This is a genomic window from Labilibacter marinus, from assembly GCF_001659685.2.
GTDB classification, from domain to species: domain Bacteria; phylum Bacteroidota; class Bacteroidia; order Bacteroidales; family Marinilabiliaceae; genus Saccharicrinis; species Saccharicrinis marinus.
In genome coordinates this window covers 249,112-273,366 of sequence record NZ_LXYE02000024.1, presented here as the reverse complement: position 1 = coordinate 273,366, position 24,255 = coordinate 249,112, and the positions used below count along the sequence as shown (strand labels likewise).

At 35.6% G+C, this 24,255-nt stretch carries 15 protein-coding genes; 6 read left to right on the top strand and 9 right to left on the bottom strand.

Features of this window, described 5'->3' with window-relative positions; all coding sequences use genetic code 11:
* Positions 1 to 459 precede the first annotated feature (459 nt).
* Together A8L32_RS11770 and A8L32_RS11765 are read right to left on the bottom strand one after the other, a co-directional pair.
* Complete coding sequence (locus A8L32_RS11770) at positions 460 to 4,632, bottom strand: hybrid sensor histidine kinase/response regulator transcription factor (protein WP_066630844.1); 4,173 nt, start codon at positions 4,630 to 4,632, stop codon at positions 460 to 462.
* Between the two features lie 112 nt (positions 4,633 to 4,744).
* Positions 4,745 to 6,928 (bottom strand): glycoside hydrolase family 3 C-terminal domain-containing protein, encoded by a 2,184-nt coding sequence (locus A8L32_RS11765; RefSeq protein ID WP_066630842.1) that lies wholly within the window; start codon positions 6,926 to 6,928, stop codon positions 4,745 to 4,747.
* A gap of 338 nt (positions 6,929 to 7,266) precedes the next feature.
* On the opposite strand from A8L32_RS11765, the gene galB reads away from it, so the two are divergent.
* Entirely contained in the window at positions 7,267 to 9,762 is a 2,496-nt protein-coding gene (galB, locus tag A8L32_RS11760) for a beta-galactosidase GalB (protein WP_066630840.1), read from the top strand.
* A gap of 102 nt (positions 9,763 to 9,864) precedes the next feature.
* Here galB and A8L32_RS11755 read toward each other — a convergent pair whose 3' ends face one another.
* The 5 genes from A8L32_RS11755 to purN form a co-directional block, all read right to left on the bottom strand.
* Positions 9,865 to 10,320, bottom strand: a complete 456-nt coding sequence (locus tag A8L32_RS11755; RefSeq protein WP_066630838.1) for a KTSC domain-containing protein — start codon at positions 10,318 to 10,320, stop codon at positions 9,865 to 9,867.
* A 172-nt stretch (positions 10,321 to 10,492) separates the two neighbouring features.
* Entirely contained in the window at positions 10,493 to 11,695 is a 1,203-nt protein-coding gene (locus tag A8L32_RS11750; RefSeq protein ID WP_066630836.1) for a BamA/TamA family outer membrane protein, read from the bottom strand.
* Between the two features lie 20 nt (positions 11,696 to 11,715).
* Positions 11,716 to 12,384 (bottom strand): hypothetical protein, encoded by a 669-nt coding sequence (locus tag A8L32_RS11745; protein WP_066630834.1) that lies wholly within the window; start codon positions 12,382 to 12,384, stop codon positions 11,716 to 11,718.
* 168 nt (positions 12,385 to 12,552) lie between these two features.
* Positions 12,553 to 13,281, bottom strand: a complete 729-nt coding sequence (locus A8L32_RS11740; protein ID WP_066630832.1) for a DUF169 domain-containing protein — start codon at positions 13,279 to 13,281, stop codon at positions 12,553 to 12,555.
* A gap of 73 nt (positions 13,282 to 13,354) precedes the next feature.
* Positions 13,355 to 13,921 carry a phosphoribosylglycinamide formyltransferase gene (gene purN / locus A8L32_RS11735; RefSeq protein ID WP_066630830.1) on the bottom strand — a complete coding sequence of 189 codons (567 nt, stop codon included), beginning with the start codon at positions 13,919 to 13,921 and terminating at the stop codon, positions 13,355 to 13,357.
* Between the two features lie 175 nt (positions 13,922 to 14,096).
* On the opposite strand from purN, the gene A8L32_RS11730 reads away from it, so the two are divergent.
* The 5 genes from A8L32_RS11730 (at position 14,097) to rprY (ending at position 18,799) form a co-directional block, all read left to right on the top strand.
* Positions 14,097 to 14,333 (top strand): acyl carrier protein, encoded by a 237-nt coding sequence (locus A8L32_RS11730; protein WP_027470525.1) that lies wholly within the window; start codon positions 14,097 to 14,099, stop codon positions 14,331 to 14,333.
* Between the two features lie 34 nt (positions 14,334 to 14,367).
* Positions 14,368 to 15,615, top strand: coding sequence for a beta-ketoacyl-ACP synthase II (fabF, locus tag A8L32_RS11725; RefSeq protein ID WP_066630828.1), 1,248 nt, complete (start codon positions 14,368 to 14,370; stop codon positions 15,613 to 15,615).
* Between the two features lie 6 nt (positions 15,616 to 15,621).
* Positions 15,622 to 16,365: a ribonuclease III gene (rnc, locus tag A8L32_RS11720; RefSeq protein ID WP_233145482.1), complete on the top strand. Its 744-nt coding sequence runs from the start codon at positions 15,622 to 15,624 to the stop codon at positions 16,363 to 16,365.
* 164 nt (positions 16,366 to 16,529) lie between these two features.
* Positions 16,530 to 18,143 (top strand): sensor histidine kinase, encoded by a 1,614-nt coding sequence (locus A8L32_RS11715; protein WP_066630824.1) that lies wholly within the window; start codon positions 16,530 to 16,532, stop codon positions 18,141 to 18,143.
* Positions 18,116 to 18,799, top strand: a complete 684-nt coding sequence (rprY, locus tag A8L32_RS11710) for a response regulator transcription factor RprY (protein WP_066630823.1) — start codon at positions 18,116 to 18,118, stop codon at positions 18,797 to 18,799. Before A8L32_RS11715 ends, rprY begins: the two co-directional genes overlap by 28 nt.
* Positions 18,800 to 18,871: 72 nt before the next feature.
* Here rprY and A8L32_RS11705 read toward each other — a convergent pair whose 3' ends face one another.
* Both A8L32_RS11705 and A8L32_RS11700 read right to left on the bottom strand, forming a co-directional pair.
* Entirely contained in the window at positions 18,872 to 19,453 is a 582-nt protein-coding gene (locus A8L32_RS11705; RefSeq protein ID WP_066630822.1) for a hypothetical protein, read from the bottom strand.
* A 134-nt stretch (positions 19,454 to 19,587) separates the two neighbouring features.
* Positions 19,588 to 24,234, bottom strand: a complete 4,647-nt coding sequence (locus A8L32_RS11700) for a TonB-dependent receptor plug domain-containing protein (RefSeq protein ID WP_075590590.1) — start codon at positions 24,232 to 24,234, stop codon at positions 19,588 to 19,590.
* Positions 24,235 to 24,255: the final 21 nt, after the last annotated feature.

The window sequence follows — 24,255 nt, the reverse complement described above, 5'->3', positions numbered from 1 at the left end:
GATTAAACACTTTTTTGCATTTACAAATCTATATTAACATCTCTTAACGCTATCCTAAAAAATAACATCAATTAAGGGGGGATATTTGAGTGGGTGGTCATTTTGGGATTATACAGGGGGGGATATTAATTACATCAACAACCATAGGACATCATACATACTGTATATCAACATATTAACACATTTTAAGATTTAAACAAAGAAGTAAATATCATATATACCACATTAGACTAACAAAGTGCATGTTCAGGGAAAATCGAGATGAAAAACAAGGTAAAATATAAGCATCACACAAATATCACTCATGCCTTAAGCTCTGTTAGTTTACATTCAACCCACCATTAACACTACTGATAATGAAAGCTATAAGATTTAAACACATTACTTAATTTCACTTTTTTACAAACAAAAGCGGCCTTAGGAAAATCCTAAGGCCGCTTTAATTCATTCACTTCAACTCTACTCTTCTGTTTCTGAGTTTTCTTTTGCGTACTCACTTGGTGTGAGATTGAACTGCTTCCTAAAGCACTCCCTAAAGTATTTTACATCGTTAAAACCCACTTCATAAACAATATCTGTTACCGAATGCCTCTTCAGTTTTAATAATTGCGCTGCTCTTTTTAACCTAATCGTTCGAATGAATACATTAGCAGTTTGACCGATTATGGCTTTTAGTTTTTTGTTTAAAATAGATTGACTCATCCCTACTTCATCGGCCAATTGAACTACAGTAAATTCAGGATTACTAATATTTTCTTCAACCACCTTAAGCAATCTGTCAATTAGCTTTTCATCTATCGAGGTAAAAGTTACCTCTTTAGGCTCTACTCTAAGATTTTTAGAGAACTTTTGCATCACCCTACTTCTCGACTCTAATATAGATCCTATTTGAGCCAAAAGTATCTCTATTTTAAAAGGCTTAGACATATAAGCCTCCGCTCCACCTTCAAACCCACTCAGCTTATCATTATCGGTTGATTTAGCCGTAAGCATGATAACAGGGATGTGGCACAATGCTTCATCCTTTTTTAATATCTCGCACATTTCAAAACCATCCATTTCAGGCATCATTACATCACTTACTATTAAATTAGGTGTATATTGATTTGCTAATTCGAGTCCTTGTTTTCCATCATATGCCTGAACACAATTATATAGCCCCTCGAGTGTATCTTTTAGAAGCTCTTGCACATCATGATTATCTTCCACGATAAGTACTGTAGGCTTATTGCTACTTAAGCTAACTTCCTGCTCATCATCTTGTTTTATTTGATTTGCCAAGTGTACTTCAGCATTTAAACTGACACTTCTTTGTCCATCCGATTTAGTTTGTTCACAAAAATCTCCTTTTTCAAAATGCATTTTACCTTTTTTAAGGTAAACAGAAAACTTCGTTTCCACATTAGGTTCACTTTGTACACTTAACCTACCCTTATGTAATGTTACCAAGTTTTTAGCATACGCTAAACCTATACCTGTTCCTGATACTTTAGAAAGCTTATGACTACCCGTTTGATAAAAACGATTAAATAAAAACGGTAACTTATCCTTATCAATTCCAGGTCCATTATCTATTACATCTATTTTTACCCATTCTTGCCCATCTATCTCCTCCTCACTAACAACAACATCTACTTCTCCACCTGCTTTGGTAAACTTAAATGCATTTGATAATAAATTAAAGAGCACTTTCTCTACTTTATCATGATCGAACCAAAGCTCCATCATCGAATACATACTCTTCATTTCGAAATGTATATTTTTAGCCTGCGCAATCTCCTGAAAAGCATCTACTACTTGCTTGACTAAATCATATAGATTTCCTTTAGATACTTCTAGAGGCATATTACCCTTTTCTAGCTTTCTAAACTCCATCAATTGGGTAATTAACCTATTTAATATAGAGATATTCTTCATCATCAACGAATAACTTTTCTGCCTAAAATCATTAGTTACTTCACTTCCTTTATCAATTAATTTTTCAAGTGGGCTCTGTATCAACGTAAGTGGTGTTCTAAATTCGTGCGATATATTCGTAAAGAATTGTAACTTCAATTGTACTAACTCTTCCACCTGCTCCTTTTTAAAGTGCTCCATCATAAGTTCATTCTTCTGATTTACCGCAATAATAGAGTACCTTCTGAAAAACAACAACATAGCTAACAAGACTAAGGCATAAAGTAAAAAAGCCCATATCGTACGCCAAAACGGAGGAACTACTTCAACATATAAATTTGCTGGCACCGAATTCCAAATACCATCATTATTCGTTGCTAACACCTTTAAAACATACTCACCTGGCGGGATATTAGTATACTTAGCAACAGGTTCTGTTCCTTTAATTACATTCCAGTCTGTATCAAAACCATCTAACTTATACTTATACTCAATTTTTTTAGGAGCTACATAATGCAACGCTGAAAACCCCACACTAAAACTACTCTCTGAAAATCTAAGTTTTAATGAATCTGTTGATGGCATTTCTTGATTTAAAACTATACGCCCATTATATTCCTTTCCTGGTAATATTAAATCATTTAATACAAAAAGGTTCGTAAACTCAATATTAGAAGCATACGGGTTATCTTTAATTTCATTAGGAAAAAAACTATTAAAACCATTTACCCCCCCAAACAAAAACTCACCATTCGATCTAACACATGATGCCAATTCGCTAAACTCATTCCCCTGCAAACCATCAGCAGTAGTATAATTTCTAATATCCTCGGTTTGCGGATTAAACTTTGTTAATCCCTTATTGCTTGAAATCCACAAATTCCCTCTCTCATCCTCTTCAATGGCTTTTATGACATCATTGGGCAAACCATGCTTAGATGTATATCGCTTAAAGGAATATCTTCCATCCTTTATTTTATTCAAGAGACAAAGTCCGCCCCCCATAGTTCCAATCCAGATACGATTCTTTTTATCTAGATGCATGGCTAAAATGTAATTATGAGCTAAGGAATTAGGGTCATTATAATCATATTTTACATGTTCAAAAATTGGTTTTTCACGATGCATCTCTGTACGAGGCAATATATTCAAACCATTATCCGTACCTATATACAAGTTTCCCTCCTCATCTTCAATTACACTTCTCACGATATCAGAAGTCAATGAAAATTGACTTTCTAATTCATTGGAGTAATTAGCCAACAACTCTAACTTTTTCTTAGAGGCATCATACCTAACTTTGTAAAGGCCACTTCCATATGTACCTAACCAAATATTTTTTCGAGAATCTGCAAAAATTGAAAATGCAGGACTTATTTTAAGATCCGTATAATTGTCTATTTCTATTTCTCCAGACTTACCAACTCTTCCAATTCCTAAAATTAATGGATAACCAGCCCCAAATATGACGCTACCATTTTCACCAGGAACATTCTCAAGACAATACACATAGTTTTGTGCACCATCATAAGTGGCTACATTAGCCTGTTTATACCCCTTACTATAATCATCAGTCAGCTCGCTCCTTAAATAAGATAATCCTCCACCTTCAGTTCCAATCCATATATTTCCCAAAGGATCTTCTAACATAGCCCTAACCTTATTATAAGACAAGCTTTGCTCCTCTGTACTTTGGTAGTAATGATGAAACTTCTTTTCATTTAAATCTAATTTATTCAACCCTCCTCCGTTAGTTCCTACCCAAAGCAAACCATAACGATCCTCATACAAGGCAGTTATATTATTCTTAGATAGACTTTTTATATTATTGAATTCATATTTAAAGTGGTTGACTTCTATTAAAACCTTATTCTTTATATCCCAACTTAATTCAAACAAACCATTATCATTCCCTCCAAAAAAGGTACCCTTACTGCTACCTATAAACTGGTCGAAATAATGATCACATAACTTAAATGTATTTAAGCTATAGTCTAGAAAAAATACTCCATCATACAAAGAAACAAGGAATCCTCCTTCCACCTCTACTATACCGTTAGTCATTCCTCCATAATAAGCATTCACCCTATTTAATACAATATCATCAAATAAGTTTCCCTTTACTTGAAATAAACCCGCTTTAGAACTCATCCATAAAACACCGCGCTTATCTTCCATTACAAAAGTCATGTCATGTAAATTCCTTAGTAGTTCATCTTTATTATTAGGCGAAGTATCATAGACAATGGTTTTATAATTGCCCTTATCCAATTCGGTAAGATTAACAATTGACAAGCCTCCTTTAGAATCGACTAACAATTGATTATCATTAGTGAGGTATAAACTACTAATTTTAGAATCGGCTAAAAGCCTTACACCATCGTGTTGCATGGGAAACTGAATAAACTGTTCCTTTTTACGGTTAAAGTGCCAAAGACCATTGTCTGACGTACCAATCCACAAATCCCCATTTCGATCTTCCGTAATACAAAATGGCAAGTTACTTCCTATAGGAAATTCCATTGGTGTCGTAATCTTATATTGCACAATGGTTAGTCCGTCATACCTATTTAAGCCATCCACCGTACCAAACCACATAAATCCCTTGCTATCCTGATAGATAAAATTAATATCATTTTGAGATAGACCATTATCTGTATTTAACCTTTCAAAATCGGATTGAGAAGATACTATAACAGAAAGCGTAAGAAGAGTAAATAAAATAACAAAACGCATATGTAGAACTTTAAATTTTGCAATTATAAGGATGAAGCAATTTATAAAAAAATACCCCACCACCAATATGGCAGCAGGGCAAAGTTAAAAAATATCAAATCTTAGCAAAATATTATTTTAGTACAAAGCTTGCATTTACAGGACTAGAAATTCCTAACCTTTGCATATCTTTTACTGGTGAGGAACCTCCTATTACAACGGAATACTCACCTTTTTTAAGTATTTCTTCTCCCTCCTCACTAATCTGGCTCATCAGTTTAGAAGAAATTTCGAACTTAACTTTTGCTGTTTCCCCTTTAGCAATATCTATTCGTTTAAAAGCAACTAACTTTTTAAACGGAGCTTCGGTGCCTGCTCCTGGCTGTATCAAGTATGCCTGAACAACCTCTTCGCCATCTCTATCTCCAATATTCTTTACTTCACACTCTACTGTAACAGACTTACCTCTTTTAATTTTAGCAGCACTTAAAACTGCATTTGAATACTCAAACTTAGTATAACTCAAACCAAAGCCAAATGGGAACAATGGATCATTCTCCATGAACTTATATGTGCGTCCAGCCATGTTATAATCCTCGTAAGCAGGAAGCTGATCTATCGATTTTAGGAAAGTAAGTGGCAAACGTCCAGATGGAGATACTTTACCAAAAATCACATCAGCAACAGCTGTACCTCCTTCTTGCCCAGGGTACCAAGCCCAAAGAATAGCATCTGCCAACTCCTCTACTTCTGGTATTACCATAGGACTTCCTCCTGTCATTACTACAATTATAGGCTTCTTATTGTCTTTTCTAAGTTTCTTTAAAAACTCAATTTGATTTTGCGGCAAATATGGCTTCAACCTATCTCCCTTTGTATCAGAAGCAATAGCTTCTCCTTCTTCTCCCTCAATAGCTCCTGTTATTCCTAAAACTGCGATAATCGCATCCGAAGCTTTAGCCTCTCCTGTAGTCCAATCGATAGGATTAACATTTTTACGATAAGGAAGACAACCTTGCTTATAATTAATAGTAGTACCTGCTCCAACAGCAGCAGTAATACCTTCTAAAACGTTCACTAAGCGATTACTCATACCGTAATAATTACCCAATAACATTTCACTATTATTAGCCTGAGGTCCTGTAACATATAGATTATTAATATTAGGATCCAATGGCAATACATTATTTTTATTGGTCATCAAAACCAATGACTTTCGAGCTGCTTCCAAAGCGATATCGCTATGTTTATCGCTACAGATAACTTCCTCGCCTACATTATTAAATGGATTTGCATCAACAGGGTCAAACAAACCTAATTTAAAGCGGGTTCTTAATAATGTTTTTAAACGAACATCAATAGTATCCTCTGTTACCAAGCCCTTATTTACAGCATCAACAAGGTTTTTATAGGTATTACCACAGTTTACATCCACCCCACTATTAATAGCCAAGGCTGCAGATTCTGTCGCGTTTTTTGTTACCTTATGATATAAATGAAAATCGGAAATCGCTCCACAGTCAGAAACAATATGACCATTGAATCCCCACTTTTCCCTAAGAATTTCCTGTAATAAAAATGGGCTACCACAAGCAGGTTCTCCTAGAACTCTATTATATGCTCCCATTACAATTTCCACATCGGCTTCTTTTACTAAAGCCTCAAATGCAGGCAAATAAGTTTCATACAAATCGCGCGGAGATGCTATTGCATCAAACTCATGACGAAACTCTTCAGGACCAGAATGCACTGCATAATGCTTTGCACAAGCCGCCGCTTTTAAGTATTTTTCGTCATCTCCTTGCAAACCTTTTACAAAGGCAATACCTATTTGAGAAGTTAAAAAAGGATCCTCTCCATAAGTCTCCTGACCTCTACCCCAACGAGGATCTCTGAAAATATTAATATTTGGTGTCCAGAAAGTTAAACCAGCATACCTTGAACGGTTTCCATTTTTAACAGAAATATTAAATTTTGCTCTAGCCTCATCAGATATAGCCGTAGATACCTTTTGAATAAGTTCTGGGTCGAAAGTAGCCGCTAAACCAATAGCCTGAGGAAATACAGTAGCTCTACCATTTCGAGCTACACCGTGCAAACACTCATTCCACCAATTATATTCAGGAATATTTAAACGAGGAATAGCCTTACTAACGTCTAATAACTGGCTGGCTTTCTCTTCCAAAGTCATGGCTTCAACCATGGCATCAATTCGCTCGTCTGTTGGCAGAGTGTAATCCTCCCATTTAAACCCCTTATCTTGGGCAAGCGAGACTATCGAAATGCTTAAAAATAAAAATAGAAACAATCTTTTCATAATATGGATTTATTGAATTTTCAATAGGTAAATAAAGTTCAAATATATTAGAATAATCATTATTAAAAGTACTATTTATTCCTCGATAAGAGAGGGGTAAAAATTAATTTATTTATTCCACAATCCTACACATCCGCTTAACACAAACACGTTACACCCTCATTTAATTACACTTAAACCTGTAACTAAACAAACATAACAAAAACATATATTTTTAACACCCGAAAAAAAACACCCCCTTTAATAAACCGATATCTTTCTTAAAATAACTATTCGTGTACTATTTTTACCCATAGTTTGTATTTCCCATAAACAGTTGATTAATTACTTAACTTACAATGAAAACTAAATTGAATTTCCTTAAAAAGAATTTATTGTCTTTTTTTAGCCTTCTAATAATTGCAACACTTCTTCAAAGTTGTAATAAAGTAAACTTTGTAGAAGATAAAGATTTTAACGACAATTGGTTATTTTTCAAAGGGCAGGCAGAAGACGCTCAGCAAGTTACATTTGATGATAGCGATTGGAGAGCACTTAACCTACCACACGACTGGGCTATTGAAGGTCCTTTTGACAATAAATACAACGCCAGAACTGGCGGCCTTCCTGTTCATGGTACAGGTTGGTACAGAAAACACTTTAAAATTAAAAAAGAAGACGATGGTAAGTCAATTGCTATCGAGTTTGATGGAGCGATGTCGAATGCCCAAGTATGGGTAAATGGAGAGTTCGCGGGCAAGCGCCCATACGGTTACATCGGTTTTGAAATTGATATGACTCCTTACATTAAGTTTGGAGAGGAGAATGTTATTGCAGTTTGTCTTCAACCAGAAGATTTATCCGCAAGATGGTATCCTGGTGCAGGTATCTATCGAAATGTTCGATTAAAAATCAACAATAAGTTATATGTACCTCAGTACGGCACGTACATAACTACGCCAGAGGTTAGTAAACAAGAAGCTACCGTTCAATTACAAACACATATTAAAAATGCTAATGGTAGCGAAAAATCGGCCGTACTTCATACCGAGATATTTGATCCTAATGGCATTACGATAAAAACAATACAATCCGACATTGTTATTCAATCGGGTACTACAGGAACTGTAAACCAAAATATTAAAGTTGAAAATCCATTATTGTGGGACATTTATGTGCCCAATTTATACAAAGCGGTTTCTCAAATTAAACTCAATGGAACTATTATAGATGAATACGTTTCTACTTTTGGTATTCGCGAAATTGACTTTAGTAGAGAGCACGGTTTCAGATTAAATGGCAAAACAGTAAAGTTACAGGGGGTTTGCATGCATCACGATATGGGACCTCTTGGAGCAGCTATTAACTACCGTGCCAAAGAACGCCAAATGGAGATTATGAAAAGTATGGGTGTAAATGCACTAAGAACTAGCCACAACCCACCATCTCCTGAACTTCTTGAAATTTGCGATAAACTAGGTATTGTAGTTCAAGTTGAAGCATTTGATGAATGGGAAATTGGCAAAGTACCTAACGGATACAATAAGTATTTTAAAAAATGGCATGAGCGCGACTTACGTGATATGATTAAGCGCGATCAAAACCACCCTTGTGTTATTATGTGGAGTATTGGAAACGAGATTTTGGAGCAAGGACGTAAAGATGGTTGGAAGGTTGCTAAAAAACTTACCGATATCTGTCACGACCAAGACCCAACGAGACCGACAACTGCAGGATTTAATTATTTTCCAGCACCCTTTAATAATAAGCTTTCTGATTATATCGATATCATTGGTTTAAATTATTGGCCTTTAGAATATGATGATGTTATGGAAATGAATTCTAAATACATTGTTTATGGTTCTGAAACCTCTTCACAAACCAGTAGTCGTGGTGTTTATCATTTACCAATTGAGGCGCTTCCTCAAAAAGAAAGTAATCAGGTATCAAGTTACGATGGTATAGTAGGACCACCATGGGCTTATCCTCCAGATGTTGAATTTGAACAACAAGAGAAAAACACCAAATCATTGGGTGAATTTATGTGGACTGGCTTTGATTATCTTGGAGAGCCTACGCCATATGGAGGTAGAGATAACTCTACTCATGGCTACTGGAATGACAATTGGCCTTCGCATTCGTCATATTTTGCACCTGTTGATTTATGTGGATTTCCTAAGGATAGATATTACCTATACCAAAGCCAATGGACTACCGAGCCAATGGTGCATGTATTGCCGCATTGGAATTGGAAAGGCATGGAGGGTGACTCAATTCCCGTATTCGCATACACCAATTGTGAAGAAGTTGAATTATTCGTGAATGGAGTTTCAGTAGGTAAAAAAGTAAAAGGAGTCGATTTAACTCCAATCCCTGCAGAATACCATGGCGTTGAACTAGGCACCTATATGTCAAAGTATAGATTGAATTGGAAAGTTCCTTACCAGCCAGGGTCTATTAAAGTAATTGCCTACACTGATGGTAAAGAACAGGCCAGCAAAGAAATAAAAACCTCTACTGAGCCAGCAAAAGTGCAATTAGTAGCCGACAGAACTATTATTGATGCCGATGGTAGAGATTTATCTTTTATTACTGTATCGGTTACTGATAAAGAAGGTAATCAATGCCTAACCGCCAATAATAGCATTAAATTTGATATTAGCGGCCAAGGAACTATTGCTGCTGTAGGAAATGGAAACTCTGCTTCATTAGAACCATTTCAAGCAGACAACATCACTTTATTTAATGGCCTTTGTTTATTAGTTGTTAAATCGAATGACAAAAAAGGAGAAATAAATATTACAGCAAGCTCTGAGAATCTAGAATCTGCGTCTATTAACATTGCTGCAAAATAAAAATAGTAACTCTAATAATATACAGAAAAAGGTTGTCTCATATTAAACAAGACAACCTTTTTCTATTTCCAAATATTTAACGAACAAGAGTCTAACTGTTCATTAGACTTGCTCTTCCATAATGCTTTTCTTAGATCTTCTATAAAGATAGCTATTAAATATATTTCGCTTTCCAAAACGCATCGGATTATCAGCATTCTGCAGTTTAGCAAACATTTTTTGAGTAACACCAAAATACTCATAGCAAGCACCATCTGTAAATGTAACTTCTAACAATTGACCTTTATGTCTATAATCATCAATACCACACTCACCTAGTATTTCCATGTAATCATCCAAATTAGCAGCTTTGGTTTCAGGTGCAATACCCACTAAAAAATGATAGCCATCAATTATTTCCTTACTTTTCACCTGAGCTTCAGCATGCAACGGATCATCTTCCTGAAACTTATCTGGGTGCCATTCCTTCACTAAACTTCGGTAAGTCTTCTTTAAGGAAGCAAGCTCTATCTCCTGTTCCACACCAAACATCTTTTTGTATTGATTAATACGCTTCATGAACAATTTTATTTTTTCAGTCCGCGAAGATACTGTAAATTAACCAATTAATTCTCTATTTAGTATCTTTTATGTTTTAGCAACAGTTAGTAACTTCATACAAGGAATAAAAACGAAAAACGCTCATGCTAAATGAGAAAATAGAGATTAACACCAGAATAGCTGTTAACAACTAAAACACTTCGTTTATGCCCAGATAAAAGCCAGACTCTCCATGTTCTCCCACTGCAAAATCAATGGCTAAATTAGCTCGAGAAGATTTATCAACCATAATACGCAATCCTGCTCCTACCCCAAAATCGAAGCTATCAGCAATATTTACACCACCCAAACGGTTACTTGCAGAAGTTGAATTAACAAACAGTACGGCCCCAAAAGTATCTTTGTTCTTTTGTAATGGCATTCTATACTCAACCTCACCATATAGCATATCTTCACCTCTAAATCGTCCTTGAGCATAAGCACGGCCAGAACGTCCAAATTGATCCCAGCCAACTCCTGGCAAATCTAAATACGGAACATCACCACTACTCACAAACCATCCATATGTCCAAAAACCTATTAAATGACGAGGCCTATCCTTATTTACATTTAAATAATCTCGATATTCATACCAAAGGATAGACGAATTTTTAGAGCTTCCCATAAATTCAGGATTATACCTAAAATTGACAAAAGCATATCTGCCACTATATGGATTAATAGCATTATCTCTACTGTCATACATCCCATTAAAGGATAGTCCTGAAGTAGTATACTTTTCTGGGTTAAACCCTAATATTTTACTGTAGGCATAATGACTCGTAATTGAATCCGGCGGATTCAACAAATTATCTTTAATTTTAAAATGATAATCGTAATGGAGTCCAATTCCAGCATAAAAAGAAGAATTATTTACTCTCTTTAGGACTGTTTCATGAAATCTAAAATAGTTAAACTCCATCATTTGTTCTCCTGTAACCAAAGGAGAAGTAGAACCTTGAGTATATTGAAGCCCATGTTGCATGGGTAGTAAATTGGCAGGGCCTGTACCTAAACCATATGTAGGCTGTGAAGTGATGAAATACCTAATATCTGTTAATAATATCCAACTATCGCTGGATAAATAAGTATTTGATTTTAGCGTTAAGATCAGTTGTTTCTTGGTGGTATAAATAATAGTACCCAAGGCAGAAGATATTCGAGTATTGCTTTTGTCGCCCATATACCAACTGGCACTTGGAGCTACCCCGTACATAAAGCCTGTGGCTGGTGTAGATGCAATTACAGGCAGTGGTATAAAGGAAATTTTCCTTTCCTTTTTTACCACCGTTGTATCTTGCGCTGCAACAACACTGAAGATACAAATCAATACTATTATGAAAGCACTTCTCATGGTACAGCTTATTTAAATTTCTACTTCACTTCAAACACTTTCTTTTTAATCAAATCATTTACTATAATCTTTGAAAACTGATCTGCTTCTTTCTGCAATGATTCCATATTGGTAGTCTCAGACTGACCTGTCCACAATAAATTACCGGTTTTAGTATCATATAAATTACTCTCTAAAAACACTATGGTAGTCGTTTCGTAGTAACCATAATTATACATCGCTCTATAAGCATTCTCTAAGAAATCGTAATAAGGTTGATTATATGCTGCATAAGCAGGATCGAAATAAGGCGTGATTCCTATATTACTTTGTACATAACGTCGTTCGCTTCGCGCATCCAATAAGGTAACTACCATCAAAGCATCATACTTGTTTTCTTTAATCTTTTCTATAGCTATCTTTTTTAGCTCTCCCTTTTCAAAGGTAAGTTCAGAAAGGATATCTTTTCTACCAGCCAACATAAATTTATAAAATGTCATTTCTGCATTTACGCCAGAAGTCTTTAGTTTCTCGGTTACGGCTTCCTCAACCGCCAGCCTGTGTGGTTCCGATGGTAATATAACTGCAACTCCAATTTTTTCAAATTCCTTAGGAGCCGAATCATCTCTTTTCCAGGATACAGTTAGTTTTGTTTGAGCACATGATGCCAGTAAGATGCCTACTAGCAAAATAAGAATAGTTTTTTGCATATGAGTTTAAGTTTCTTTTTTTATTTGCGCAGCAAGATAGTGCTTAATGGCAGAATATGAAAACTAAAGCTAAGTTAATACCAACAGAGCTTTTCTCACCCAAAACTACATCTTCAAAGTACTAGAAAAGTTATAATATAACAAATCGGTTATTTAATAATAGGAAACCTATTTCGAAGCACGTCGAAATTCGATTAAGTCTTTCAAATATGGCTTATTTAAGAAGCTTTCATGATCAATAGAACACAACTTATCAAACATCTTAGCATTAACCGTAAACGCCATCAATTCCTTAGGAAGATATTTTCTCATCGCTAAATCTGAAGCCCCTACAACCGCTTTAGCTTTATCATTATCAGGAACCATAGATAATAATTGCATACATCCAGAACCAAAAGGCACTTCCACAGGACTACCTTCACTAGCATCCGCATGATAGTTTGCTCCAATGATTAAAGCACTCAATTGATCTGGAGTAACAAAGAAGGTAACAGATTTTAAATACTTCTCCATTGAGTTTTTTAGAGGCCCTATATATATATACCTGTGTTTCGATTTATAAGTCGGTGAAACATCTAGCCAACTAGCCATCTTCTCTCTCGAACATTTTAAACCTTCATCCCCCACTAAAAAGTCAATAAACTCTTTCCTTCCTCTCGTTTCCTTTCCAAATAGCCAATAACCACTTCCGCTACACCCATAATTCGTAGACGACAATTTCAAGGTTTGACCACGCATCCAAGCATTAAAATAAGCAAAAACACAGGTCCTACGATGCGATACTGGTTCTATAATTCTATCAAATTCCGCATCGCGAGGAGCATCATATACACCAATTAACGGTAGGTCTATATTTAATTTATCAGTAATATAAGTGGCATCTAATAACGTGGACATCTTTTAAAGCTATTATCTATGTATTAAACATGTTTCTAAATATACATTTAATTTTAATGTTCCCAAGTCCTATCTATATTTGCAATAACTCTTCAACTACCTTAGGATAGTATTCATATTCTAAGGCATGAATCTTTTTCTCCACCTGTTCAGCTGTATCAGATGACAATACCTCGCATTTTACTTGTTTTATAATTTTACCCTCGTCGTAGTTTTCATCTACATAATGAATAGTAATGCCTGTCTCCTTTTCTTTTTCGGCAACAACAGCTTCATGAATACGTTTGCCATACATGCCTTTACCACCAAACTTAGGTAATAAAGCAGGGTGTATATTAATTATTCGCCCTTTGTAATTAGCAACCAACTCTTTAGGAATTAACCATAAAAAACCTGCCAATATGATAAGCTCACACTTTTCATCCTTTAAAATATCTATAATTTTACTTGAGTTATAAAACTCATCTCTTGAAAAAGTAGTGACCTTAACATCCAATTTATGCGCTCTTTCATTCACATAAGCTTTCGAGCTGTTAGTAAAAAAGTGAAAATCCTTGCTTTTTAGCCTTCCTTTAAAATATTTTACAATGTTTTCTGCATTACTTCCCGACCCCGAAGCAAATATGGCAACCCTACTCATTTCCTGTATTTTATATTAATATTTACCCAACTTTTTAGAACCCCAAAAATAGAAAAAAAAGCTCCCCCATTGATTTTATTTGAATATTATTTGGCTGATTATGCTGATTTTTTTTCCTTTGCAAAGTTATTTTAATCAATAAATTTTAATTATTAACATTAAAAATTAAAAAGCTATGTCTGACATTGCATCAAGAGTGAAAGCTATCATCGTAGATAAACTAGGAGTTGACGAAACTGAAGTTACAACTGAAGCAAGCTTCACTAATGATTTAGGAGCGGATTCTCTTGACACTGTTGAGTTAATCATGGAATTCGAAAAAGAATTCAACATCGCTATTCCAGATGATCAAGCAGAAAACATCGGTACTGTAGGTGATGCCGTCTCTTATATAGAGGAAAACGCTAAATAAGTAGATAAACGAAGTTTACACTTTAAAGGAAGTTATGGAGTTAAAAAGAGTAGTAGTAACGGGATTAGGAGCAATCACTCCTTTGGGTAATTCTGTCGAAGAACTATGGAAGAACCTTGTTGATGGAGTAAGTGGAGCTGCACCCATTACTCGTTTTGACGCCACCAATTTCAAGACAAAATTTGCTTGTGAAGTAAAGAATTACAACTCTAACGATTATTTTGATCGTAAAGAGGCAAGAAAACTTGATATGTTTGCTCAGTTTGCTATGATTGCAGCTGAGCAGGCTGTTCAAGATTCTGGCATTGATTCAGAAGATATTGACCATGATGAAGTTGGTGTTATCTGGGGAGCCGGAATTGGTGGAATTCAAACATTTTCAGATGAAATTAAAGGGTTTGTTAAAAACGAAGAAAATCCTCGTTTTAACCCATTTTTTATACCTAAAATGATTGCAGATATTGCTGCAGGTCATATTTCAATGAAATATGGTTTTAGAGGACCGAACTTTAATACTGTTTCAGCTTGTGCTTCAGCAACCAACGCTATTGGTGATGCTTTTAACCTAATTCGCTTAGGAAAAGCAACAGCCTTTATCACTGGAGGTTCTGAAGCTGCAATTTGTGAAGCTGGTATTGGAGGTTTTAACTCGATGCAAGCATTATCTACAAGAAATGATGATGAGAAAACAGCTTCTCGTCCATTTGATAAAGGCAGAGATGGCTTTGTAATGGGTGAAGGTGGCGCTTCTTTGATTCTTGAAGAGTATGAACACGCTGTAAAAAGAGGAGCAACTATCTATTGTGAGGTAGTAGGTTCTGGAATGACAGCAGATGCGCATCACCTTACTGCTCCACATCCAGATGGATTAGGTGCAAAAAACGTGATGAAAGCAGCCTTAAAGGATAACGATATTAAACCTGAGCAGATTGATTACATCAATGTTCATGGTACTTCTACACCAAGAGGTGATATCGCTGAAACTTTGGCAATTAAAGAAGTTTTTGGAGAGCATGCTTATAAATTAAACATTAGCTCAACAAAATCAATGACAGGTCACCTTCTAGGTGCGGCTGGAGCAGTTGAATCTATAGCTTGTATTTTAGCCATTAGAAACAACATTGTACCTCCAACCATTAACCACTTTGAGGACGACCCTGAAATTGATCCAAAACTAAATATGACCTATCATAAAGCTGAAGAGCGTGAAGTAAATATTGCTTTATCGAATACTTTTGGTTTCGGAGGTCATAATGCTTCTATTGTATTTAAAGCAATTTAATCAATTGTGATAAAAATATTATTGAATTTAATAAAGCTTTCTCCCCAAAGGAGAAAGCTTTATTCTTTATTACAGTCCATTACAGGCTCTTACCCAAATGACTTAAGGATATTTGAACTTTCATTAATCCATAAGTCATCTATGTTAAAACTTGATGATGGAACCATCTTAAACAACGAACGTTTAGAGTTTTTAGGTGATGCCATGTTAGGCGCTATTGTTGCCGAAGAACTTTACAACAAATACCCCGATGTAAACGAAGGCTTTTTAACGAAAACTCGCTCAAAAATTGTAAACCGAGCTTTCTTAAATGAAACTGCTCAAAAATTAGGTTTGAACAGCTTAATCAGTTCTCAATCTAAAATCTCCTTAGAAAAAACAAATATCCCAGGTGATGCATTAGAGGCTTTAATCGGAGCTATATTTGTTGACGGTGGTTATGCCAGTTGCAGGAAATTTATCACCTCAAAAATACTTTTTCCCTTCGTTAATCTTAACGAGTTAGCGCATCAAGACAATAACTTTAAGTCAATGCTCATCGAGTGGGGACAAAAACATAAACACAACGTTCAGTTTATAACTGATGAAATTCCAGGAACCGTAGAACACGCTCCCGTCTTTGTTTCTTCTGTTGAAATTGATAATATAGTTTTAGGGCGAGGTGAAGGAACTTCTAAAAAAGAATCGCAACAAAATGCTGCCATGGAAGCACTTCAGAATGTTTCCTTACGTAATAAGGAATTAACTTAACCGTTTTTAACAAACTAAAGACAAAGATCATTGTTGTTTTTATTTGCAATTACTTATATTGCGTAAGCTTAAAGCGTGCATGTAATAGCTTATATTTTATACTATTTAGCAAGTGCAAAAACTAAGCTTTACTAACGGCAATCGGATAATATCAAATACTTAGAATGAATAAAAAATACATATATCTTTTATCATTTATCATTGCGGCAAGTTTAGGTGGTATCATTTACATCCAGACCATTTGGATGAAAACAGATAGCAACCGTAAAGAAAAAGAGTTTGATAAGCTGATTAAACAAGCCATGAACTACGTGGTTACCAAACTCGAACGTGAAGAAACGGCAGAGCAAACAGCTATTTTAAGAAAATCGTATTTAAAAAATAAGCAATCCTCAAAAAACTTACCTAAGAATCTACAACGTTCGCCTAAGTATTTCGATGGTAAAAAGGAATCTGATGATATCATAGGTCAAGAAATTTTAGATGTTTCTTTAAATTTTCAGTTGCAGGATAATAAACTTATTAATACTACGCTCCAAACTTTTAATCAGGACTCCTTAATATTTAGATTAGATAAAAGATCTGTCATTTCTCGAAGCAGTCAATTTGGCCCGCTGGCCAGTGCATTAATGAGTATTCAGGATGAATTAACTTCTAAATATGAAGATAAAGCAGAGATGTTTTGGAACTCTCTGGTTCCCAAAAAAACCATCTCAGAAAGAGTTGATCGCGAAAAGGTAGATGTTCTGTTGATGAAGCAAATGGAAGATCGTGGGATAACGCTTCAATTTGAATTTGCTATTTTTGATGGTAAAGGTAAAATGGCTATGGCCACTACTGGTTACGAGCCCAACGGTTCAAAAATAACCTATCAAAAGTATTTATTCCCGAACGATCCTCACCCAGAGGCACATCACATAAGTTTATACTTTAAGGAAAGACCTAATTTTATGATGCAGTCTATTGGAGTTATACTACCTTCCGCTGCATTTACCTTAGTAATGATATTAACTTCTATCATTACTATTCTGATTATATTCAGACAAAAGAGACTGGATGAAATTAAAAATGATTTCATCAATAACATGACGCATGAGTTTAAAACACCTATCTCAACCATATCATTAGCGTCACAGATGTTAAAGGACCCTAGTGTGGCAAAAACGCCTAAAACACTGCAACATATGTCAAGTGTTATTCAGGATGAAAGTAAAAGATTAAGCTTTCAGGTAGAGAAAGTTTTACAAATGGCTATATTCGATAAGGGTAAAGCTGGGCTGAAAATAAAAAAATTAGATATAAACCAATTAATTCACAATGTTTCTACTAACTTTAAGCTCAAAGTAGAAAACAAAAAAGGTAAAATTATTGAAAGCCTTGATGCTAAAAACAATGCTGTTTACGTTGACGAGGTACATTTTACTAATGTGATTTATAATTTATTTGACAACGCTTTTAAGTACAGAAAAGGCACTCCAATCCTTCAGGTTAAAACCTGGAATAAAAACAATGGAGTAGTTATTTCTGTTAAAGATAATGGGATGGGAATTTCGAAAGATAACCTAACCCGTATTTTTGAAAAGTTTTATCGTGTACCCACAGGAAATGTTCATGACGTAAAAGGTTTTGGATTGGGATTAGCTTACGTTAAAAAGATAGTTGATGACCACGGTGGAACAATTACAGCAGAAAGCGAATTAAACGTAGGAACAAAATTTGAAATCTTTTTACCTATAAAAAGCACTAAAGAATGGAAAAAGAATACAAACTGCTTTTAGCCGAAGATGATGAGAATTTAGGTATGCTTTTACGCGAATACCTAGAGGCTAAAGGTTATGAAACCGATCTTTGTCCGGATGGAGAAGAAGCTTACAAAGCATTTACAGCAAACACATATGATTTATGTGTTTTAGATGTTATGATGCCTAAAAAGGACGGTTTTACATTAGCTAAAGACATTAGATTAATTAATGCAGATATTCCAATTATTTTCTTGACTGCCAAGTCGATGAAAGAGGATATATTTCAAGGTTTTAAAATTGGTGCCGATGATTATATCACCAAGCCTTTTAGCATGGAAGAGTTATTATTCAGACTCGAAGCTATTATCAGAAGAACCAAAGGAACTAACGCTGTTCAGGATGTATACCAATTAGGGAAATACAAATTTGATACGCAAAAGCAGCAATTAATCGAAGGTGAAGAAGTAGTTAAGTTAACCACCAAAGAGTCGGAGTTACTAAAGTTACTTTGTAATAATGCCAATAAGGTATTAGAACGTAACTTTGCTTTAAAAACTATTTGGGTAGATGACAATTACTTTAATGCGCGTAGTATGGATGTGTATATTACGAAGTTAAGAAAGCATCTAAAGGAAGAGTCTACTGTGGAGATTATCAACGTACACGGTAAAGGTTATAAGTTAGTAATGTAATGCCTTAAGCATTATTTTAAAAATAATATTAAAGAGTCCGATACGAATGTATCGGACTCTTTTTGTATAACACTAGAATCTTAAAAAGTAACCTAAGCTTATTAATCCCTTATAGCCTATCCCCAAATTACCTGTCAGTCCACTTTTTCGTCCCCATCGGAAACCTACTAAGTTAAGGTGAAGTGGGATACCATCTGTTACCACTTCTCCAGAATAAGAAGCTCCATTATCAACTCTTTCAATCCCATACCCTATTGCAATACCGCTACTTAACTTAAAATTAGGATTCCTTAAATATTCAAAATCTACTTGAGGCGCAACTATGAACATGGATTTTGAAGAAGAGTAATCATCTCCTTTTATACTATTACTATATCCATACCCGTAACCATAACTATATACAGAGCCTTCAGCATAAGCTCGGTCGTACATAACATTAACGCCTATCTTTAACCAATCATTCAAATATCTATAGTAATCAACATGTATAGCTCCAAGCACAAAATATTTAGTTTGACCAGGTACTTTTCCATCTACTATTTTTTCTATTTGATAAGCAGATAAGGGTGAGTATGAGAAGGAAACCTCATGTGTCTGTCCATAGACATTCGATAGGCACAAGCTTACAATAGCTGCCAATAATAATTTCTTCATTCTAAGGTTAGTTTAATTAAATTAATTCAGCACAAAAGTAACAAATCATATTATATCATAATATACAATTAAGGAAAAGAGTTCTCATCAATATCAGAAGAGCGTATAGCCTTGCTCTCCCCCAGATGATTGTTCTATTTCGTAATTTCTATGTCTCTAGCCTGATACCAATCTTTAAATTCCTTGGCATAATATAAATATGCACAGCTAGCTGGTGATGAATACTGGCCAGGGACTTCAGCTTTTAAGTCAAGGTTTATCACCTTTTTTGCATGAGGAGCCATTTCTCTGTAGTACAGTACCACATAATTCTTATGAATCTCATAATAATCAAACTCATGCTCTTCTTGCATTTTCTTCAGTTGCCAGGGCTGAGGACTTAATCCCGAAGGTATTCCAATCATAGCTACGGTCATTGGCAAGCCCGATTCCGTTTTATTAATGATGGAGGTAGACAATCGTACCAACTGGCTTACATCACAACTATCTTTCAGTAACTGACTTTTAATTTGCACCCTACAATCCTTAGATGAAGCTGGGATCAATTGACGCCAATTACAATTCGCTGTAAAATTTAAAGGATTAACAATGCCATTAAACTTAACTTGAATAGTTTGAACTCCTTTAGTTACAAACTTCTCCAAACCATCTAAGCGAACTAGTTTTTCATTCGCTCCAAAGGATTTTTCTATCACTACTTGCCCATTAATACGCACTATAACACTACCATCCTCTGGTACTTTATTAACGATAGCAGCATATTGCATCACTGCTTTTAAAGATAAAACAGTTGCCTGCGTAGAACCAAAACCGCCATAACTTCTAGCACCTAAAATATAATCCATTAAGCTAATAATTTCATTAATGTACTTATCTTCTTTTTTCATTAAGGCCATAGCAGTTAAGGCAGCCACTTCAACGGTAAGTGATTTTCCCCACGAACGAACAATGGAATGGTCTGCCTTGAGCTTTTTAACTCCTCCTTGATTTATTCTTTGTGTTAGATAGTCCAATATAACTTGTGCCTTTTCTGTATCGCCTCTATTTAAGGAAGCGTTGGCCATTAGTGCCAAACGATAGGCATCTTTACTTCTTAAAGCTTCCTTGCAGGCTTGTTTATACTCCTTTTCGTATTTATTAGCACTTATGCCTACTTCTGAAAAAGCATAAACCAAGTAAGCCGCAGTTACTTTATCCGAAGCGCCAGAAAAACCATACTTACCTTTATTGGTATTAAAACCTCCTTTGCCATCTCTTCTGCTGAGTAACCAAGATTCTGTTCTTTGCAACATATCACTACTTACTTCTGAATATACCTGTTTCATATCATAAAACTCCATCAAGCCAAAGGCAGTTAGCCCTTCATGTGGAGGTGTACCACCAAACCATTCAAAACCGTTTTGCTCGGTTTCATAACCTACTAATTTTTTATAGCCTTTTTTAATATAGTTGAGCGTACGTTCTTTTAACTCTGGATCTATTTCCTTGTTATCCTTCAGGTATCTTAAAATTAAAACATTTGGATATGTCGAAGCACTGGCTTGTTCAAAACAGCCATATGGCTCACGAATAACAGACTCTATTCCATCCATCATATCTGCCAACACATTATTGTATATAGAGATACTCATCTCGGCACTCCGATTAACAGCTTTGGATAAATGAAAACTAAAGGTAGATTCCATGGCTCGTGATGAATAAGACATCTCAGCCGGGAAGCCTTTACTTACAACTTCTGTTTCATATTCGTTTTTAATACTTTCCCGCCCCGTATTAAACTGAAGATGCATAACCTTTTTACCCAAATCTGCTCCTATATTAATGCTAATAATAATTTGCTTATAGCTATTGGCTTTAATAAGAATGTTCTTTTCTAAGTCCTTTATAAACTCCCACGACTGTGGTAAGTTAACTGCCAATTCACCTGCCATATCCTCACTGCTATTATTGGTAATTAATAGCGGAAGGTCTATCCTATCGTCAAACACTAGGTATGGCGGTAATTTTGTTTCAACCGTCAATGGTTTTTCTGTATTAAAAAACACTTCTGAACGCCCCACTAAGCCACTATTAGCTATCCCTTCAACCATTCCTCTAAAAGTGCTTATCTCATCCGAATTATAAAATTCAACTTTTGCCTTGCCTTTTTTATCGGTAATAATAGTAGGATTCCAGTAAAGGGTTTCTCGTTTATCTATTCCCTCTTTCAAATCCTCTTTACTATTATATTGAGGCTCATAAAACTGTTTAACAGCTTTAAACCTGAAGTTATTGCTCAAGTAGTGTTGTACCATGGTTCGCTCGTGGCGCGGCCTTCTTCGGAACATGCCATAACTACCATTTTTAGTTTCAATCACTATTACTCCATTGGCTGCTCTGCTGCCATAAACAGCTGTAGCCGATGTATTCTTTAATATATTAATACGAGATACTTCGGATGCGTTAATGGTTGGTGTACCTGTTAGCGGAACACCATCAATAATATACAAGGGCTGGTTGTTGGCCGAATACGATGATGCTCCTCTAATAAAAACAGAAGAATTTCCCCCAGGTGCTCCGCTACTATTAATTACCTGAACACCTGCAATAACTCCTTGCAATGCATTACTTATATCTCCACTTGTATTCAACAATTCATCACCTGAGGCAGAAGCAACAGCGCCAGTGACAGAACTTTTGCGCTGTACACCATAACCAACAATTACTACATCGTCTAATCTTTCAGTATCCGATACCATTACAAAGCCTCCGTTTGCAACTTCTCCCGTAAAAGAAAGTACTTCATCCTCTTTTTGCATCTGAATAGAACTCGTTTCTCCCTTTTCTTCTGCAAGAATAGGCGACACTTTCACCTTACCAAAATTCACCTGATTATCGTAGGTGCTTACTTTCATATTAGGTGATGCCTGACTGATATTGATTCTTATTTGCTTTTTATTATTACTTAGAGAGCGCGCGAAAATATTAAGCATATTATAATCCTCGAAATTAGAGACTGAAAAGCGGCCTCCTTCGTTGGTTTGCATCTTGACATACTTGCCATGTTCATCGTCAATAATAATCAGCTTGGCTTTTACACCTTTACCCGAATAGTCCGTTACTTGACCTTCAATCCTATCGTACTTTTCGGCTGCAAGTAGCGATCTTTTATTCAAATTCAATACTTCTCTCCATTCAAACCTTCTCCAGCCCTGTGTTAACAATAAGTAATCAATGGCCTCTGCCGCTTTCTCTTCTTTAGGATTAAAGTAAAAAGATGGTTCATAAATTTCTCCCTTTAAATCGGAGGACAATAGCAAGTTCGATAAAATATTATCCTGTTTATCATCCGCAAAAGTGATCACTTTATCATCCACTACAGCTAAAGAGAAGTTTCCTTCCACGGGGCTACCTTCTGCATCTTCCACTGTTAAACTCATCTCCACCTTTTCGCGAGGAGCATAACTGGTTTTATTGGTGATTAATTTAATGTTCAGCTTATTCTCAGGAAAGACGTAAAACAAACGTTCTGCCAGCTCGTGCTCATCATCATCAAAAACCGTTATTTGAGCAATACCTGTAATCCCTTTTTTATCGATGGCTATAGGAAGTTTAAGCTCACCATTCATCAGCCTATGAGCTTGCGCATAAAGCACCTCTCCCCTATGCTGAACCACCACATATACTTTTTCCTGAATATTAGAATGTATCGTAAAATTGTAAACATTGCCGCTTCGTTTATTCAATTGCAAACAACAGCCTTTCTCTTTTGTCTTTGGCAAATAATAAATATGGTTAACACCTGATGGTTTTAGTATTTTGGCTGTATAAACCTCATTAAAGCGAGACGTAAAATTAAAAGCACCCATACCCTGATGGAAACTGCTAAAAGCGGAAACTACTTCTCCTTTGCTATTATATACCTCACCTTCAACATAGGCTGGTTTGCCAAACTCATTTAAAGCCTTAAAAGCCATTTTACAAGGTAGTTGGTCAATGGCATCTCCGCCTTCGGGCATAAATTGTAAATCTATTTTATGAAGTACAATAGGTATAGCTCCAGAAATAGATTCATTGCGGCCCTGATGCGAGAGCAACACATTTAAAACACCATCTGAGGAGTTAAGCTTTTGAGGTAAAACAAAGCTGATATCTACATCGCCATTAGCATTCGTTTGGGCTTCTCCTCTAGAATATAAACTACCACTTAACTGAACGGTGAAGTCTACTTTATTATTACGGATAGGACTATTACTAAGATCTCGCAGGTTTAGCTTGGCCATAACGGTATCAGATGCTCCATAGGCTTCTTTAGCAAAATCCAGCACCGACAATATACTTGGCTTGGCAATTTTCTGCACTTGCAAGTCCTTCTCAAAAATCATTTTATCCTTAAAGTTGCTCATCCATTTAGTAGAGGCTTTCAGTTTATACAAACCTCCTGGAGCCTCCATGGGGATAGATAAATGAGCCTCGCACTTACCCTCTTTTACTTTAAACATTTGTTTGCTAAGGGTAGTTCCTTTGGGGTCAATCAACTCTATGTACAATACATTACTTATTTGGGAAGGCTTGTGCGATATACCATCGCTTACATATCCTGCAATCCAAATATCATCACCTGGTTTATAAAATGTTTTATCGGTATGCAGATAGGCTTTTTCCGAAGAATATAACAGATTGTATTCGCTCAGTTTCTTCTGTAAGTATTGTAAAAAAATCTCTTCGGACTGGGTAAAGCCAGACATGATGATTAATAAAGTAACAAAGCAGGCGGTCCATATATAATTTCTAATCTTCATCGTTGTAGTTTTTAGGGTTTA

Bases quoted from the DNA above. Each gene is read 5' to 3' on its own strand.
- galB (WP_066630840.1), top strand. From the start codon at position 7,267: ATGAAAACTAAATTGAATTTCCTTAAAAAGAATTTATTGTCTTTTTTT.
- A8L32_RS11770 (WP_066630844.1), bottom strand. From the start codon at position 4,632: ATGCGTTTTGTTATTTTATTTACTCTTCTTACGCTTTCTGTTATAGTA.
- purN (WP_066630830.1), bottom strand. From the start codon at position 13,921: ATGAGTAGGGTTGCCATATTTGCTTCGGGGTCGGGAAGTAATGCAGAA.
- A8L32_RS11700 (WP_075590590.1), bottom strand. From the start codon at position 24,234: ATGAAGATTAGAAATTATATATGGACCGCCTGCTTTGTTACTTTATTA.
- A8L32_RS11755 (WP_066630838.1), bottom strand. From the start codon at position 10,320: ATGAAGCGTATTAATCAATACAAAAAGATGTTTGGTGTGGAACAGGAG.
- rprY (WP_066630823.1), top strand. From the start codon at position 18,116: ATGGAAAAAGAATACAAACTGCTTTTAGCCGAAGATGATGAGAATTTA.
- A8L32_RS11705 (WP_066630822.1), bottom strand. From the start codon at position 19,453: ATGAAGAAATTATTATTGGCAGCTATTGTAAGCTTGTGCCTATCGAAT.
- A8L32_RS11715 (WP_066630824.1), top strand. From the start codon at position 16,530: ATGAATAAAAAATACATATATCTTTTATCATTTATCATTGCGGCAAGT.
- A8L32_RS11765 (WP_066630842.1), bottom strand. From the start codon at position 6,928: ATGAAAAGATTGTTTCTATTTTTATTTTTAAGCATTTCGATAGTCTCG.
- fabF (WP_066630828.1), top strand. From the start codon at position 14,368: ATGGAGTTAAAAAGAGTAGTAGTAACGGGATTAGGAGCAATCACTCCT.
- A8L32_RS11740 (WP_066630832.1), bottom strand. From the start codon at position 13,281: ATGTCCACGTTATTAGATGCCACTTATATTACTGATAAATTAAATATA.
- A8L32_RS11745 (WP_066630834.1), bottom strand. From the start codon at position 12,384: ATGCAAAAAACTATTCTTATTTTGCTAGTAGGCATCTTACTGGCATCA.
- A8L32_RS11730 (WP_027470525.1), top strand. From the start codon at position 14,097: ATGTCTGACATTGCATCAAGAGTGAAAGCTATCATCGTAGATAAACTA.
- A8L32_RS11750 (WP_066630836.1), bottom strand. From the start codon at position 11,695: ATGAGAAGTGCTTTCATAATAGTATTGATTTGTATCTTCAGTGTTGTT.